Origin of the sequence: Psychrobacter arcticus 273-4 (assembly GCF_000012305.1) — a bacterium.
GTDB lineage: Bacteria > Pseudomonadota > Gammaproteobacteria > Pseudomonadales > Moraxellaceae > Psychrobacter > Psychrobacter arcticus.
Map to the genome: position 1 here is coordinate 1,104,282 of NC_007204.1, position 14,788 is coordinate 1,119,069.

The following is a 14,788-nucleotide window of genomic DNA, read 5'->3' on the forward strand; positions in this document are numbered from 1 at the left end:
AGATACGAAAGTAATGACAATTAGTTTCAAAGTATAATGTAGATAACTGTTATAATTTGATTATATAAAAGTGTTAACTGTTGCAAGTCGTAACAGCTTTTTAGTGATGATTCATCAATATTTCGTGATAGAGGTAACTCATGCAACAACTGGTTAGTTAATTTATTACAATAATGACATATTCATAATAAAGTAGAATGACTTAACAAGCTTTAGTACTTATTTAGATACGTTTTATAAATAAAACTTATTATTGTATCTACCTTTAGCCATTATAATTGAAGTAACCCTTATAATAATTGGCGCTAACAATAATTATATAATATTTAGGAGAGATTTCATGTCAAAAGGACAAACTTTACAAGATCCGTTCTTGAACTCACTACGCAAAGATCGCATTCCTGTTTCTATTTTTTTAGTTAATGGTATTAAGCTGCAAGGTCAAATAGAGTCGTTCGACCAATATGTGGTTTTGCTTAAAAACACCGTCAGTCAGATGGTATATAAGCATGCTATCTCAACAGTCGTACCAGCACGTAACCCTCGCAGCAGTACAACGCCAGGCGCGACTACGCAAAGTCAAGGCGCAGCACCAATGGGCTACCCAAGTCAAAGCGGTGGTGTAAGCGGTGGTTTTGAGCGCGGCAGTAGCACCAAACCCGCTAGTGGCGGTGGATTTGAAGAACGCGGCTTTGCCAATCGTAGTGGCTTTAATCGTGGTGGCTTTAGCCAAGGTCAAGAGCGCGGCTTTGAACGTGGCAGCTTTGGTCAAAGTCAAGAGCGCGGTTTTGAACGTGGTGGTTTTGGTCAGGATCGTGGTTTTGAAGCGCCGTTAGACAATGGGGACTACGATAATAAACCCAATGATGAATCTGATAATAGTCATCCTTAAATCCTCCTATTAAGACATGAAATATCATATTAAGACCTACTATTACAGTGGGTTTTTTTGTATTGATATTCTTATAGGCAATAACATTTAGGCAATAAAATTTTAATGCACCCACGATACCCTTATGGCTGTATTCCTACAGCATCATATTAATATTGACCATAATTATTAATATGGTTCATAGTATAATAAAATGTATAGTAAAATGATTCATCAAATGATAAGAATATACAGCCAAAAAATGTATGGTCATTGAAAATGAAAAATTAATAAAATATAGAGCCACTGTATGAATAGTCCTGAACGCAATCTGACCCATGAGCAATTTATTAGTACAGCTATTGATGCCATCAATACTGAAAAGGCGGCACTGGCATTACTGACTGAACAAATAGATGATAGGTTCGCTCAGGCTTGTGACATCATTTTGGCGTGTCAAGGTCGTGTGGTCGTGACAGGTATGGGTAAGTCAGGATTGATTGGACGTAAGATAGCTGCGACTTTTGCGTCTACTGGGACGCCGGCGTTCTTTATGCATCCTGGTGAAGCAGGGCATGGCGACCTTGGGATGTTGGTCAAAGGTGATGTGTTGCTTGCCATCTCTAACTCTGGCGAGTCAGATGAGATAAAAATGCTCTTGCCTGTGGTCAAGCGTTTAAATATTCCGTTGATTAGTATCAGTCGAGATAAACGCGGTATGCTGCCACATGCAGCGGATATTATATTGACACTTGGTAAGTCACAAGAAGCTTGCCCACTTAACCTTGCTCCTACCTCAAGTACTACAGCAACCTTAGCGCTCGGTGATGCATTGGCAGTTGCCTTGGTGCATGCCCGAAATTTTACCTCAGAAGATTTTGCCTTATCACATCCTGCTGGTGCATTGGGTCGTCAGTTATTGACGCGAGTGGAAGATTTGATGCACACCAAATCAGAAGACTTGCCCCTCATCAATCAGCAGGCACCTTTACAGGAAGCACTATTTATCATGTCAGCTGGACGTTTAGGGATGACAGTCGTGACTGATGATAAAAGCAAGGTAGTAGGTATATTTACCGATGGCGATTTGAGGCGAGGCTTAGAAAAAGGCATTGATTTACAGACACCGATGCGTGAGCTGATGGTGAGTAACCCTCGTCGCATTAATAAATCTATGCGTGCTTCAGATGCGCTGAGTGTGATGAATGAAAATGCTATCAGTCAGTTGCTTATTGTCGATGATGAACAGCGCTTGGAAGCTATTATTACGGTGCATGATTTACTACAAGCCGGTGTAAAATAACCGTTATATTAGAGTATCTATCAATAGAAGAGATCACTGATGCAAGACTTAATAAAAAAAGCTGGACAAGTAAAGCTATTGGTCATGGACGTTGATGGTATTTTATCAAATGGTCAAATTATCTATGATGCCAATGGTGTTGAGACCAAAGCGTTTTCTGTCCATGATGGTGTGGGCGTGAAGTCATTAGCCCGTTATGGTATTTTGACTGCGATTATTACTGGGCGTAGTAGTCCTATGGTTGCTAAGCGCGCAGCAGAGATTGGCGTAGACTATATTGTACAGGGTCGTGATGATAAGCTGGTTGCATTAAATGAGCTGCTCGCAAGCATTGATCCTGCACTTAATATCACAGCTGCTGATTGCGCCTATATGGGTGATGATTTACCAGACATCAAAGCAATGCAAACGGTAGGATTTGCCGCTACTGTGCCAAATGCCCATGCGGAGGTCATCAATCGCAGTGATATGGTGACCACGCGAGCCGGTGGTACAGGTGCCGTACGTGAAGTATGTGATCTTATATTAAAAGGTCATGGACATTATCAAGACTTTATCGCGCACTACACGCTTGATGAAGTAAAAAATCAGGATGACTTATCGTGAATACTCGTGTTTTAATAATCGTTACCTTGATTATAGCTGGTCTTGCGGGTTGGTTTTTTAAGCAGCAAGGGGAGATCACGCCGCCAGTCAATATTGAAACCTCTGATGTTGATTATGAAGCAACAGATATTAAGGCGGTACAAACAAACGAGCAAGGCGAGACCGAATACGAGCTGAGTGCTGAGTCATTGACCCACAATCCGGTGACTAATAAAGATGAGATGAAAGGTATTACCATGAATTGGGAGCCTTCAGATGAGCAGCGTTATCGTATCGAAGCGGGTACAGCTGCTATCAGTCAGCAGACGGGCGAGCTGAGCTTATCAGGAGGCTTTTCTTTAATCAGTGAAGGTAAAACAGGTAAGCCTGAAGTCGAACCCATTAAAATCACTGGTGCCACATTAAAAGGTAATACTAAGTCAGGTCAAGTGTATAGTAATGAGCCGGTCAAAGTTGAACAAGGTATGAACCGTTTTGAGGCATCGAGTATGAAAGCCAATCTTGAAACGGGCGACTATGAATTTGGTCAAGTGGCTGTCTCTTTCACGCCAGCTGACCGTCAAGACAAAGCCTTGTTTTAACCCGCGTATTATTCAGTAAAGCATCAAGCAGGAAGTTTGCAAACTCTACTACCCATTATAAAACGAGTAATTTTCATGAAATCTAATTCTTTGCCTACTTTACGCTTGCTATCGACGTGCTCTATTCAAGTGTTGCATAGATTGCGTGCATTGCCAGTGGTTATGCTGTTGGCACTGCCATTATACAGCCATGCTTTGCCTTCAGATGCCAATCAGCCTATTAAGCTATTGGCGGACAAAGCCACTTATAGTGAGCGTACTGGTGTGACCAGTTACTCTGGTACGGTGGTCATTACTCAAGGTACGTTTAAGATGACGGCCGACAATATTACGGTCAATTTATCACAGGGTCGCAGTATCACCTCAGCAGTAGCGACTGGACGTCCAGCAACGATGCAGCAAGTTGTTACGCAAGAGAAAGGTCTTGCAAAAGGTCAGGCAAATAAAATTGATTATAATGCCGTGACGGGTATCGTTACACTAACGGGCAATGCAAAATTGGTACAAAATGGTGCAAGTTTTGCTGGAAACGTTATCCGCTATAGCCTAAAAGCTGGTGATGTGGAAGCGACAGCTGGTGGCAATCAGCGCGTGGAACTGGTGTTCCCGCCTAATAATAGCAACAGCCAAAGCAGCATACGTTAATCTCTGTGACGAGTTAAGTAACAATACTTGCAATGATATAAACAAACGACTAAACATTCCAGTGGTTGCTATCCATTTAAATGCGACCACCTTATGAGTAAGTTATGAATGATAATAAAAATAATGCCACTTTAGCAGCAAACCAAACAATAACAGTGAATGATGGTGTTGAGCCGGTTGCTCGTTTATCGATGCAAAACTTAGGTAAGCGCTACGGTAAGCGCTGGGTGGTTAAAGATGTCTCATTTTCCGTTGAGCAAGGGCAAGTCGTTGGATTGTTAGGTCCAAATGGTGCAGGTAAGACGACCAGTTTTTATATGGTGGTCGGACTGGTTAATATGGATAAAGGCCGTGTAACCTTGGGGAAAATGGACTTATCTAAATATGCCATGCATGAGCGTGCGCGTGCCGGTATTGGTTATTTACCGCAAGAAGCGTCTATTTTTCGTAAACTGTCGATTGAGGACAATATTTTAGCGATTCTGCAAACTCGTAAAGATTTGAATGGTAGCCAACAGCGTCAAGAGCTTGAAAAACTTATTGGTGATTTTCATTTAGAGCATGTACGAAAATCTCTAGGCATGAGCGTATCAGGCGGTGAGCGTCGTCGTTGTGAGATTGCTCGCGCTTTAGCAGCTGATCCCAAATTTATCTTATTAGATGAGCCTTTTGCCGGTGTAGATCCTATCTCTGTCGGCGATATTAAAGAGGTTATCTTAGCACTGAAAAAGCGCGGTATTGGCGTGTTAATCACTGACCATAATGTCCGTGAAACTTTAGCGATTTGTGAAAAAGCCTATATTGTCTCAGAGGGCGCTATCATTGCTGAGGGTACCTCAGAAGAAATTCTAGAAAATGAGCTGGTGAAATCTGTGTATCTTGGTAAAGACTTTCAGGTATAGAGTTGCTAACTCATTGCTTGGTTGATTGCTTACATACCCATGCTGACATAAGATTTGTTACCGTACATTCTTAGTCAGCCATCGCCATGTGTTGTATATATTTTACCTTTCGCAACATCCCTTCTATAAAACATTGCTTTTTAAAAGTAACTGCTTGTTTATCTTAAGATCTATACTTCAGCAACTATAGTCGGTGAAAAGTAATATCGATACAACACGTACTACTGGTGCAAATTTTTCTTGCTTGCTGTGCCTACGCAGACAGAGGCTGCAAAAAATTTATACCAGCAATACGGTAGCGACTTTAAAGTATTTCAACTATATCTTCAAAAAACGCTTATAAGCGTCATCTTATTTTATATACCATCCTCTTTTAACTTGAAAACCTGCATAAGGCTTATACATTATGGCAAAAAATAAAACCAGTTATGTCTGTCAGCATTGCGGTGCTCATTTTGGCAAGTGGGCAGGGCAATGTAGTGATTGCGGCGAATGGAATAGCTTACTTGAAGCACCTAACGTCAGCATGCCGCATCATAATAAAAACACAGCAAAGCCCAATGCGGGTCGTGCAACGCCTCGCAATGTAAGCGGTTCTGGTACTACAGCCGCTGGGAACTATGCGGGAACGCATAGTGCTGTGATGCCGCTAAATGCTGTAAGTGTAGGTTTAGATACTCGATTACCGACGGGCATCAGTGAGTTTGATCGTGTGTTGGGCGGTGGATTGGTTGCAGGTTCTGTGGTATTGATTGGCGGTGACCCCGGTATCGGCAAATCGACCATTCTATTGCAAACGGCGACTAATATGGCAAAAGCTGATTCACTGGCAGGGAGTGCTCTGTATGTGACTGGTGAGGAATCATTGGCCCAGGTTGCCATGCGAGCAAAGCGCTTAGATTTGCCTGCGGACAGACTTCGTGTCCTTGCTGAAACCAATGTAGAGACTATTTGTGCCGCCTTGACTCAAGAGCAGCCTGCGATTGCTATTATTGACTCCATTCAGACCATTTATACCGATGCGATCAACTCTGCGCCAGGCGGGGTCAGTCAAATTCGAGAGTCAGCGGCGATTTTGACACGTTATGCTAAGCAAACAGGTACAGCGCTGTTTCTAGTGGGACATGTCACTAAAGAAGGAACACTTGCTGGGCCGCGAGTACTTGAGCATATGGTCGATACAGTCTTATACTTTGAAGGGCAATCTGATTCACGTTTTCGTATGATTCGTGCGGTAAAAAACCGTTTTGGCGCGGTCAATGAGCTAGGCATTTTTGGCATGACGGATATGGGGCTTAAAGAGGTTGCCAATCCATCAGCGATATTTTTGAGCCGCTATGACAAGCCCGTGGCTGGTTCTGTAGTCATGGTCAGCCGAGAAGGCACAAGACCGCTATTGGTAGAAGTACAAGCCTTGGTAGATGATTCGCAAGGCTCACCAAGACGTATGGCATTAGGACTAGACTTTCAGCGCTTGTCTATGCTGCTAGCAGTGATGCATCGCCATGGTGGTATCCATACCAGTGGACAAGATGTCTATGTCAACGTCGTGGGCGGTGTCAAAGTTATCGAAACGGGTTCAGATTTGGCAGTATTGTTAGCCTGTGCGTCCAGCATTAGAGAAAAAGCCTTACCATCGTCATTGGCGGTCTTTGGTGAAGTCGGCTTATCGGGCGAAATTCGTCCTGTGCCCAATGGACAAGAGCGTTTAAAAGAAGCGATGAAGCATGGTTTTAAGCATGCTATTATTCCTAAGGCCAATGCTCCTGCTAAAGATGCGCCGCAGTTTAAAGGCATTAATGTCATTGCAGTCGAACGTCTTGATGATGCTATTGCCAGTGCATTTGAACTATAGTTTGTTGCGCTTTTATTTATAAAAATAAGTCGTATAAAAATAAGTCGTATAAAAATAAGTCGTATAAAATTAAGCAATAAAAGCGCCTAACTAATAATAAGTTAGGCGCTTTTATTTAAACCTAAAAATCTTTATATAAAACCCTTAAAGGTTTAAACCGCGAATGGTCCAAAACGTTAATGGTTTAAGAAGATGGTCCTGAAACACGCTCAATAGAGACGTTACCCACACCTTTAGCAGTAATACCAAGCTTTTTGGCAGCACCATAAGATAAGTCCATCACACGATTACCATGGAATGGACCACGATCGTTCACTTTAACGATGACGCTTTTACCATTGGTTTTATTGGTGACTCTAACATAGCAGTTTAATGGTAATGAGCGATGAGCAGCAGTTAAACCATTCATATCAAAGGTTTCGCCACTGGCTGTTTTGCGCCCATGAAACTGGCGACCATACCAAGAGGCTAACCCTGTTTGCTTGAATTTGCTCACAGAGTTAGAAGCGACGGCTGTTAAGCGCTCTAACACATCTTCATCATTACTGACTTGGGCGGTATCACTGGCTAACAGTGAGCTGCTAAGCGCTAATGAGGTAGGTTGGCGTGCAGACTTAACTAAGCTTGATGCGCCGTTATGTTGACGACTAAGTTCACCGAGTACACGGTCGATATGAGAGGCATTATCTTGCGAGATCATAGCAAGGGAGGTTCTTGATTCTACAGCATGTGCATTAGAAACGATTGCAGAGCCAGAAAATAGTACCGCTGACATTGTAAGTAAGCCAGATAAACGCTTATTCATAAATACCTCTATGACTTATACCTTAGAACCTAACTCTAAAAACATCTTAGATTGAGCGAGGTACTGTTAGACCAATTTAACAGTACCGCAAACTCCAAAACCGATATCAATCTATCTTTTTCATAATGACTGATTTTATAGTTCGGCTTTTATAAGTTCTAACATATGGTAATTTTTAATTCATGATCATAAGTGGGTTGATGGTTATACATAACCCACTTATGACACGCTCAAATGATAGTTAACAATCTTAATTAAAACATTCATCAACAACTAAAATCAGATACTAATATTCGATAAACAGCCTTTTTAACATTGCTAAGTTAATAAAGGGTTTCGAGAGTCTTACGTATGAGTTTGTTATTAAACCGTTAATTAAGTAGTGACTTTGAAAGTCTAAAACCTACAAGTTGCTAACTATACGGATGAGCTACAACGACAATATAATTAAATGCTAACTTTCTTAGTAGCTCTGTACGGGTTATGTATAAATAACACCAAGACGAGATTAACGCAAATAATTGTAAAAAACAAGGAATAAAACATGTTGGTATTGAATTCTAAATACTGAATATTAAGTATGGTTTATAAGAGCGATATCTATGTTTATTACTAATAAAATCATATATTTACATTTAATTTCAGAGGAAAATAATTATGGTTTTTATCATACTTTATGTAGAATTAATTACAAATAAGATGGATGCAAGTGAGCTGATTTACTAGGATTTTTGCTCATTCTCTCTTTACGTATAGTTACTTAGTAAATAGATTTTGAGTTCATTTTATACGGTTATTTGTTAATCGATTCATTTTTGAAGCATGCTAGGTTGTGTTTTATTGAGTTGTGTTTTATTTTATTGCTGTATTCAGTAGTGTCATTATCATCGCCATTTTCACTGATTTAGATATTACCGTAAGCTGGCAAATCCTTAACTTCTGAAAAAACAATAGAATCTTGGCATGGCTTACACTTGGCATGGCTTACAAATGGTATAAAAAAAGAGACCGTATAATGTAAACATTAAGGTCTCTTGAGTAATAGAAAGATCGGGAAATGTTAGCTAGATTTGTGAGTATGAATGGACATGAGTAAGCCAAAACCTGCCATTAAAGTAACAATAGCGGTGCCACCATAGCTTATAAAAGGCAGAGGCACACCAACGACGGGTAAAATACCGCCGACCATACCAACGTTAACGAAGACATACACAAAAAACGACATGGCAATCGCGCCTGCTAGTAGTCGGCTATAAGTATCAGGATGAGAAAAGGCGATATATAAGGCGCGGGTTAATAAGCAAGCATAAATAAACATCAACAGTATGACACCAATTAAACCAAACTCTTCAGAGAAAGCCGCGATAATAAAGTCAGTATGACCTTCTGGTAAGAAGTGTAGGTGCGACTGAGTGCCTTCTAAATAACCCTTACCCGTTAGACCACCGGAGCCGATGGCCGTTTTGGACTGAATGATATTCCACCCAGCGCCTTGCACATCAGCCTCAGGATTGAATAAGGTAAGTACACGGGTGCGCTGATAGTCGTGTAATAAAAAATTCCAAGCGAACGCAACAAACGGAATGGCTAAAGCCACCGCGCCTGCAATCAGACGCCACGACAGCCCTGCCAAAAACAGCACAAAAATACCACTGGCGGCGACCAGTAATGAAGTGCCAAGGTCAGGCTCTTTGGCGATTAATAATACTGGCACCACAATCAAAGCAAAGGTAATGCCGATACTGGATAATGAAGGCGGCAGGTCGCGCTTGGATAGAAACCATGCACACATCATCGGCATACCAAGCTTCATAAACTCTGAGGGCTGTACACTACCGAACCCTGGTAGGTTGATCCAGCGCTGCGCACCCATACGTACCTCACCAATGATATCGACCAATACCAGTAGTATCAGACCCAGTACATAAAAGATGGGCGTAAAGGTGCGATAAATACTCGGCGGTATCTGAGCCATGATAAACATGACTGTAAACGCGACGCCGTAGCTGACCATTTGCCGTAGCACCATGCTCGTATCTTGAGCGGCTGCACTATATAAAATCGTCAGCCCAATACAACAAACGGTCAGTAATAAAAGGGTCAACCAAGGGTCAATGTGCGTACGTTGCCAAAAGGTCAGTGTATGACCTTGACCTAAATGGTGGCTCTGTCGTGAAAAACGGTATTGCGGGTTAGAAGACATAGGCAAAGTGTGACTGGCAGTTGACGTGGAAGGAGGGTTGTATTTAGCAGAAGACTTAAGAAAACCAGTAATTATAGGGCGTTTAATCGACCAGACAATAAAAAATAAAGTAACTTGTCGGTAATAAAGTAACGTCAATATAAAAATGATGAGGATAAGTGTTAATAACGAATAAGTCGCTGCCAATTGGTGACGATAGTTTAGCTTGCTTGCTTAAAATTTGATAGTATCGATAAAACGTTTTTAGCGGTAGTTTGTTGCAATGATCAATATAAAAAAACAAGTTTATGGGCAAATACACAAGCCTATTATTGCACTCTGTATTTGTGCCAGCACTATGAGTGCCCACACCGCTATTATCAGTGATAATAGTGAGCGCCGTATCCAAGTACGTCAGGGTAACAGCGTGAACAATGCCAATATCACACCGTCTGTACAAGGAACGCCTTATAATGCAGGTGTGACTATTTTAAGCGGATCAAGTGGCGATAGTATGCAAGGACTTATTCAGCAAAAACAGCGTGAGTTTGAATTCGATGCTAGCTTGTCAATAGAAGAAAGCAAACGTGTCAATACCAATAGACGTATGCCAAGCTATAACACCACTTATAGCACTGGTAATAATAACTATAATAATTTTACCGGTATGGATTTTAATACTTGGTTGAACAGTAATAGCTATCGCGCAAGCCAAGTGGCTAATTATCAACGCTATCTAAGCGCACGAGTAGGGGCTAGTAATGTACCGCCTTTATCACAGCTACTTATGACAGCCCGTAGTTGGGAAAAATGTGGCTATGAGCCGTATCAGCTGCCACCGCAGGAGCTATGGTCAAATATTGTACCGACATTGCAGTTATATAGTCAGCTTAAAAGCCAAGGTATTTTGCCAGCAAATAGTGAGATACGCTCGGTATATCGTAGTCCTGGATTAAATGACTGCGCGGGCGGTGCTAGTAGTAGTAAGCATGTGACAGCTGGAGCCATTGATATTTGGGTGCCAGAATATGAAAGTAGCCCATGGCAGCTGAGTAGAATGCAAGACAGCTTATGTGAGTTTTGGAAATATCAAGGTCAGTCGCACAACTTTGGTCTAGGACTGTATTCCACCGGCGCTATACATTTAGATACGGATGGTTATCGTAAATGGGGCTTTAATCATGCCAGTCGCAGCTCTGCGTGCCGCTATTAATAATAATTCTAAAACAAAAAATAAGCTCAGCCCGTACATATAGTCGGTGAAAAGTAATATCGATACAAAAGGTACTACTGGTGCAAATTTTTCTTGCTTGCTGTGCCTACGCAGACAGAGGCTGCAAAAAATTTACACCAGCAATACGGTAGCGACTTTAAAGTATTTCAACTATATTACCGGCTGAGCTTATTTTTTATAACAGTATGAAAGATCAAAGTAACTATTTAGCCACCTTCTTATCCCAAGGATTGACCTCGCCAACGGTCACAATTAAGAAGTCATCAGGTTTTAAAGTATCACGCAGGGTTTGATTGACCTCTAATAGTTTGACTTGTTCGATACGATTGACATAGTTGCTGAGATAGCTTGTTGGTAGCTGATAAAAATTCATCATGCCAAGCAAACCATTAATACCAGCGTTACTGGCAAAACCCATTGGGAAGCTATTTTTTAGGTTATCTGTGGTCAGCTTCATCTCAGTACTGGTGATGCCGTTTTTTAACGTATCATTTATGACAGCTAAGCTTGCGTCAATCGCAGCACGAGCCTTGTCATTGCGAGTCGAAAAACCTATCTCATAAGGTCCACGTGCCAGCATCGGACTCATCGAGCCTGAAATACCATAAGTATAACCGAGATTCTGTCTGACTTCGGTCATCAATCGCGCGTTAAAATCGCCACCTGCGAGCACCTCGTTACCGACAGCAAAATTGGTTTGCTTTTGCTGCGCTTGCGGATCCGTTGCACGCTTATCGCCCAATTGTCCCATCAATACTGTCGTTTGAGTGCTAGGAAATGGGATATGAATATACTGGGACTTAGTCAATGGTTTTGGCTCAGGCAGAATAGGTGCTGCTTGACCAGTGGGTAAACCAGCGGTGATATCTTCAGCCAGTTTTTTGGCTTGCGTTAAAGTGAGGTTGCCTGTCATGGCAAGGGAGGCATTAGCAGCGACTAAATAGCGGTTTTTAAAATCGATCAGCTGCTGCTTTGTTATATTCGGCACGGTTTCAAGCGTACCAACAGAAGGGTGAGCATAAGGGTGGCTGCCATAGAGTGCTTTATTAAAAGCAAGGCTGGCAAGGCTGTTTGGGTCTTGTTTTTGCTGCTGCAAACCGACCAATAATCGTGCTTTATTGCGGGCTAAAATTTTCTGATCGAAACTTGGTTCGGTGAGCATTTGGGTCATCAAATCGATGGCAGGTAATAAGTGTTTATCGTCAGATAGACTCCGTAATGAGACCGTCAACATATCTTTGTACGCACTGCTACCCAAATTGATACCTAATGTTTCAACCGCGCGGGTGAACTCATTTTCATCTAAACGTTTGGAGCCTTGTTCGAGCATGGTCGCTGTCATATTGGCGATACCAAAACCTGTACTGCTGATACTACCATCACGCGCGCTACCGGCATTAAAACGCAAGTCAATATCGACAATGGGTAATGCGGTCGTCGGTACAAACAGTACAGGCACACCGGCTTTGGTCTTAAACGGTTGAATCTTTGGCACCGTAACTTTCAGAGGCTTGGTATTATCAAGGCTAGTCAACTTAGACAAAGCGGCAATGGGCGCATTGACATCGACTGCAGATGCCTGAATACGGTAATCCTCACCAGTGGTAGCATCTGCCTGCGCGGTCATAGCCAAAGTGCTCAGCCCCAAAAAGAAGCCCATACTAAAACAGGGGAGTTGCTTGGATTTTGGCTTTATTAACGAAACCAAAGCGGTCTTCTTTTTGGTATTTAAAATAGTATTGTGAGTCATATCTTTCTTCTTATTAATAGCGTTTTTAGTCATTGGCATTTTTAGTCATGATATTTGATAAAGTTATCTGATATTACGCGGCCTTTATTTTTTCTTAGCTATAGTTGAAATACTGTAAAGTCGCTACCGTATTGCTGGTGTAAATTTTTTGCAGCCTCTGTCTGCGTAGGCACAGCAAGCAAGAAAAATTTGCACCAGCAATACGTGTTGTGTGGTGTTGTATCGATATTACTTTTCACCGACTATACCTTTTTGACTGGCTCTTTAGGCGGAATAATATGCATGACCGTCAAATTGTCTTTCACTAAATATTTTTTACTGGTTGCTTGTATATCTGCAATCGTCACGCTATCAAGCTTGCTTGGCAGCTGAGCAAGCAATCTGTCATCAAGACCGATAGATTGCAGTGAGCCAATCATACGTGCCTGACCTTCCATGCTGTCTTGCGCGTACACCAAACCGGTGACAGTATTGGTCTTGGCGCGCTCGATTTCATCGGCGGCAATGGGATCGGTTTTCAGCTTTTCTATTTCAAAAATAATGGCTTGCTGTGCTTGTTCTAAGCTGACGCCTTCACGCGGGGTCGCTTGTATCAAAAACAGCCCATCACCGCGATCTAATAGGTCATAAGACGTACCCACCGTGGTAAGCAAACCTTGCTCGCGTACCAGTCTGCTCTCGAGGCGTGCCGATAAACCCCCGTCCAATACGTCTTGTGCAAGTGACAAGGCATAGGCTTGTTTTTCATTGGCTGTGCCAGCTGTCACAAGGCTAGGTACGTTATAGCCCATTAACAACACAGGAACTTGTACCGCTTGCTCAGATTCCACTTGCTGATAACCACGAAAGCCTTTTTGACTAACTTCAGGACGCTTAGGTAACTTGCTTGGTTTCAGCTCACCGAAGTAACGCTTCACTTGTGTCAAGACCGCGGCTGGCTCTACGTCACCGACTATCACTAAGGTCGCGTTGTTTGGCGCATACCATATTTTATACCAGTCTTTTAAGTCTGAGAGCGTAATCGATTCAAGCTCACTCATAGGTCCGATGACGGATTCGCCTTTAGGGCTATTTGGCAGTGCCAGTAGGCGAAATGACTCATAGGCCTTGGCAAGTGGATTGTCATCGGTACGCTGACGGCGCTCTTCCATGACGACTTGATGCTCTTTGACAAACTCTTTTTCATCAAATACTAAGTTTTTCATACGATCTGCTTCAAGCTCAAGTGCTAAAGGAAAGCGATTGGCAGGGAAGATCTCGTAATAACCCGTATAATCGTAGCTAGTAAAGGCATTATTAACGCCGCCAAATTTGGCAATCAGGCGCTCATAATCAGCGCTTGAAACATCGGTAGTGCCTTTAAACATCATATGCTCGAGCACATGAGAGATACCGCCTTTATCGAGGGGCTCATCGGCTGAGCCCACGCGATACCAAATCTGTGTCATGACCACAGGCGCACGGTGGTCTTCTTTGACGATTATTTTTAGACCATTTTCTAGCTGATATTCATGGCGACCGGACATATCTATGGTCAGCGCTGATGATGTCTGAGCGTCTTTGGTAACTATGTTTTCAGCCACTGGATTCTTGATAGCAGTCACAGGATTGGCGTTAATGGTACTGGTTTGACAAGCGGCAAGTGTGGTCGCCATGGCTAAGGCAGATGCAAGACGTAAAGGGAGCGTGGTTCGGGATAAAGGTACAGACATGGTGTGTTCTACTTATATAAAAGGGAAACTTTTAAACGGGCAGCTTGTCAATGGAAGGAGAGTCTATCAATTTTCATCATGGCAATTAATAGCCCTTATAATAGTACTTAGACCATTATAAAGATTTGTGCGCACCAACCATGACACTAGCAGTCGGTTTGAATTCTTGTGTCGTATTACAGCCTGTTGCTGATAGTGCCATCGTTGTCAGTAATAAGGCAGCAGCGATGTGGGTGATATTTTTATAATGATTGGATGCAGATAGCATAAGACATTCCTAATATAAGTAAGTAAGAAACATAGAAATAAAGGGTATAAATAACCCCACTCTCAACTTCGAAA

12 protein-coding genes and 1 pseudogene are annotated in these 14,788 nt (G+C 42.2%); 8 read left to right on the forward strand and 5 right to left on the reverse strand.

Translation table 11 applies throughout. From position 1 onward, the window contains the following. Positions 1-340 precede the first annotated feature (340 nt). The 7 genes from hfq to radA all read left to right on the forward strand — a co-directional run bounded on the left by hfq (position 341) and on the right by radA (position 6,763). Positions 341-892, forward strand: coding sequence for an RNA chaperone Hfq (hfq, locus tag PSYC_RS04790; protein ID WP_011280198.1), 552 nt, complete (start codon positions 341-343; stop codon positions 890-892). Positions 893-1,181: 289 nt separating this feature from the next. Continuing rightward, positions 1,182-2,174, forward strand: coding sequence for a KpsF/GutQ family sugar-phosphate isomerase (locus PSYC_RS04795; protein WP_011280199.1), 993 nt, complete (start codon positions 1,182-1,184; stop codon positions 2,172-2,174). Positions 2,175-2,213: 39 nt separating this feature from the next. Beyond that, positions 2,214-2,780 carry a KdsC family phosphatase gene (locus PSYC_RS04800; protein ID WP_011280200.1) on the forward strand — a complete coding sequence of 189 codons (567 nt, stop codon included), beginning with the start codon at positions 2,214-2,216 and terminating at the stop codon, positions 2,778-2,780. After that, a complete protein-coding gene (gene lptC / locus PSYC_RS04805) occupies positions 2,777-3,361 on the forward strand; it encodes an LPS export ABC transporter periplasmic protein LptC (RefSeq protein WP_011280201.1) in 585 nt (194 codons plus the stop codon). Before PSYC_RS04800 ends, lptC begins: the two co-directional genes overlap by 4 nt. A gap of 75 nt (positions 3,362-3,436) precedes the next feature. Further along, positions 3,437-4,006 carry a lipopolysaccharide transport periplasmic protein LptA gene (gene lptA / locus PSYC_RS04810; protein ID WP_011280202.1) on the forward strand — a complete coding sequence of 190 codons (570 nt, stop codon included), beginning with the start codon at positions 3,437-3,439 and terminating at the stop codon, positions 4,004-4,006. A 191-nt stretch (positions 4,007-4,197) separates the two neighbouring features. Then, complete coding sequence (gene lptB / locus PSYC_RS04815; RefSeq protein WP_187147126.1) at positions 4,198-4,908, forward strand: LPS export ABC transporter ATP-binding protein; 711 nt, start codon at positions 4,198-4,200, stop codon at positions 4,906-4,908. 406 nt (positions 4,909-5,314) lie between these two features. Then, complete coding sequence (gene radA, locus PSYC_RS04820; protein ID WP_011280204.1) at positions 5,315-6,763, forward strand: DNA repair protein RadA; 1,449 nt, start codon at positions 5,315-5,317, stop codon at positions 6,761-6,763. 184 nt (positions 6,764-6,947) lie between these two features. Here the strand turns inward: radA and PSYC_RS12000 are convergent. Then, positions 6,948-7,295 (reverse strand): annotated as a pseudogene (locus PSYC_RS12000) (septal ring lytic transglycosylase RlpA family protein); the annotation flags it as partial. 1,333 nt (positions 7,296-8,628) lie between these two features. After that, entirely contained in the window at positions 8,629-9,771 is a 1,143-nt protein-coding gene (gene rodA, locus PSYC_RS04830) for a rod shape-determining protein RodA (protein WP_011280206.1), read from the reverse strand. 262 nt (positions 9,772-10,033) lie between these two features. Between rodA and PSYC_RS04835 the strand changes: the two genes are divergently transcribed. Next, on the forward strand, positions 10,034-10,963 hold the full coding sequence (locus PSYC_RS04835; RefSeq protein ID WP_011280207.1) for a D-Ala-D-Ala carboxypeptidase family metallohydrolase: 930 nt from the start codon (positions 10,034-10,036) through the stop codon (positions 10,961-10,963). Between the two features lie 223 nt (positions 10,964-11,186). Here the strand turns inward: PSYC_RS04835 and PSYC_RS04840 are convergent, their stop codons facing one another. The 3 genes from PSYC_RS04840 to PSYC_RS11630 form a co-directional block, all read right to left on the reverse strand. Continuing rightward, positions 11,187-12,773: a M16 family metallopeptidase gene (locus tag PSYC_RS04840; RefSeq protein WP_011280208.1), complete on the reverse strand. Its 1,587-nt coding sequence runs from the start codon at positions 12,771-12,773 to the stop codon at positions 11,187-11,189. A 203-nt stretch (positions 12,774-12,976) separates the two neighbouring features. Next, entirely contained in the window at positions 12,977-14,446 is a 1,470-nt protein-coding gene (locus PSYC_RS04845; protein ID WP_011280209.1) for a M16 family metallopeptidase, read from the reverse strand. 115 nt (positions 14,447-14,561) lie between these two features. Continuing rightward, the gene (locus tag PSYC_RS11630; protein WP_187147108.1) at positions 14,562-14,714 is read right to left on the reverse strand and encodes a hypothetical protein; all 153 of its coding nucleotides are present in this window, start codon (positions 14,712-14,714) and stop codon (positions 14,562-14,564) included. Positions 14,715-14,788: the final 74 nt, after the last annotated feature.

Excerpts from the sequence above, each read along its gene's own strand:
- PSYC_RS11630 (WP_187147108.1), bottom strand. The coding sequence starts at position 14,714 with ATGCTATCTGCATCCAATCATTATAAAAATATCACCCACATCGCTGCT.
- PSYC_RS04840 (WP_011280208.1), bottom strand. The coding sequence starts at position 12,773 with ATGCCAATGACTAAAAACGCTATTAATAAGAAGAAAGATATGACTCAC.
- PSYC_RS04800 (WP_011280200.1), top strand. The coding sequence starts at position 2,214 with ATGCAAGACTTAATAAAAAAAGCTGGACAAGTAAAGCTATTGGTCATG.
- hfq (WP_011280198.1), top strand. The coding sequence starts at position 341 with ATGTCAAAAGGACAAACTTTACAAGATCCGTTCTTGAACTCACTACGC.
- PSYC_RS04795 (WP_011280199.1), top strand. The coding sequence starts at position 1,182 with ATGAATAGTCCTGAACGCAATCTGACCCATGAGCAATTTATTAGTACA.
- radA (WP_011280204.1), top strand. The coding sequence starts at position 5,315 with ATGGCAAAAAATAAAACCAGTTATGTCTGTCAGCATTGCGGTGCTCAT.
- lptB (WP_187147126.1), top strand. The coding sequence starts at position 4,198 with ATGCAAAACTTAGGTAAGCGCTACGGTAAGCGCTGGGTGGTTAAAGAT.
- lptA (WP_011280202.1), top strand. The coding sequence starts at position 3,437 with ATGAAATCTAATTCTTTGCCTACTTTACGCTTGCTATCGACGTGCTCT.
- rodA (WP_011280206.1), bottom strand. The coding sequence starts at position 9,771 with ATGTCTTCTAACCCGCAATACCGTTTTTCACGACAGAGCCACCATTTA.
- PSYC_RS04835 (WP_011280207.1), top strand. The coding sequence starts at position 10,034 with ATGATCAATATAAAAAAACAAGTTTATGGGCAAATACACAAGCCTATT.
- PSYC_RS04845 (WP_011280209.1), bottom strand. The coding sequence starts at position 14,446 with ATGTCTGTACCTTTATCCCGAACCACGCTCCCTTTACGTCTTGCATCT.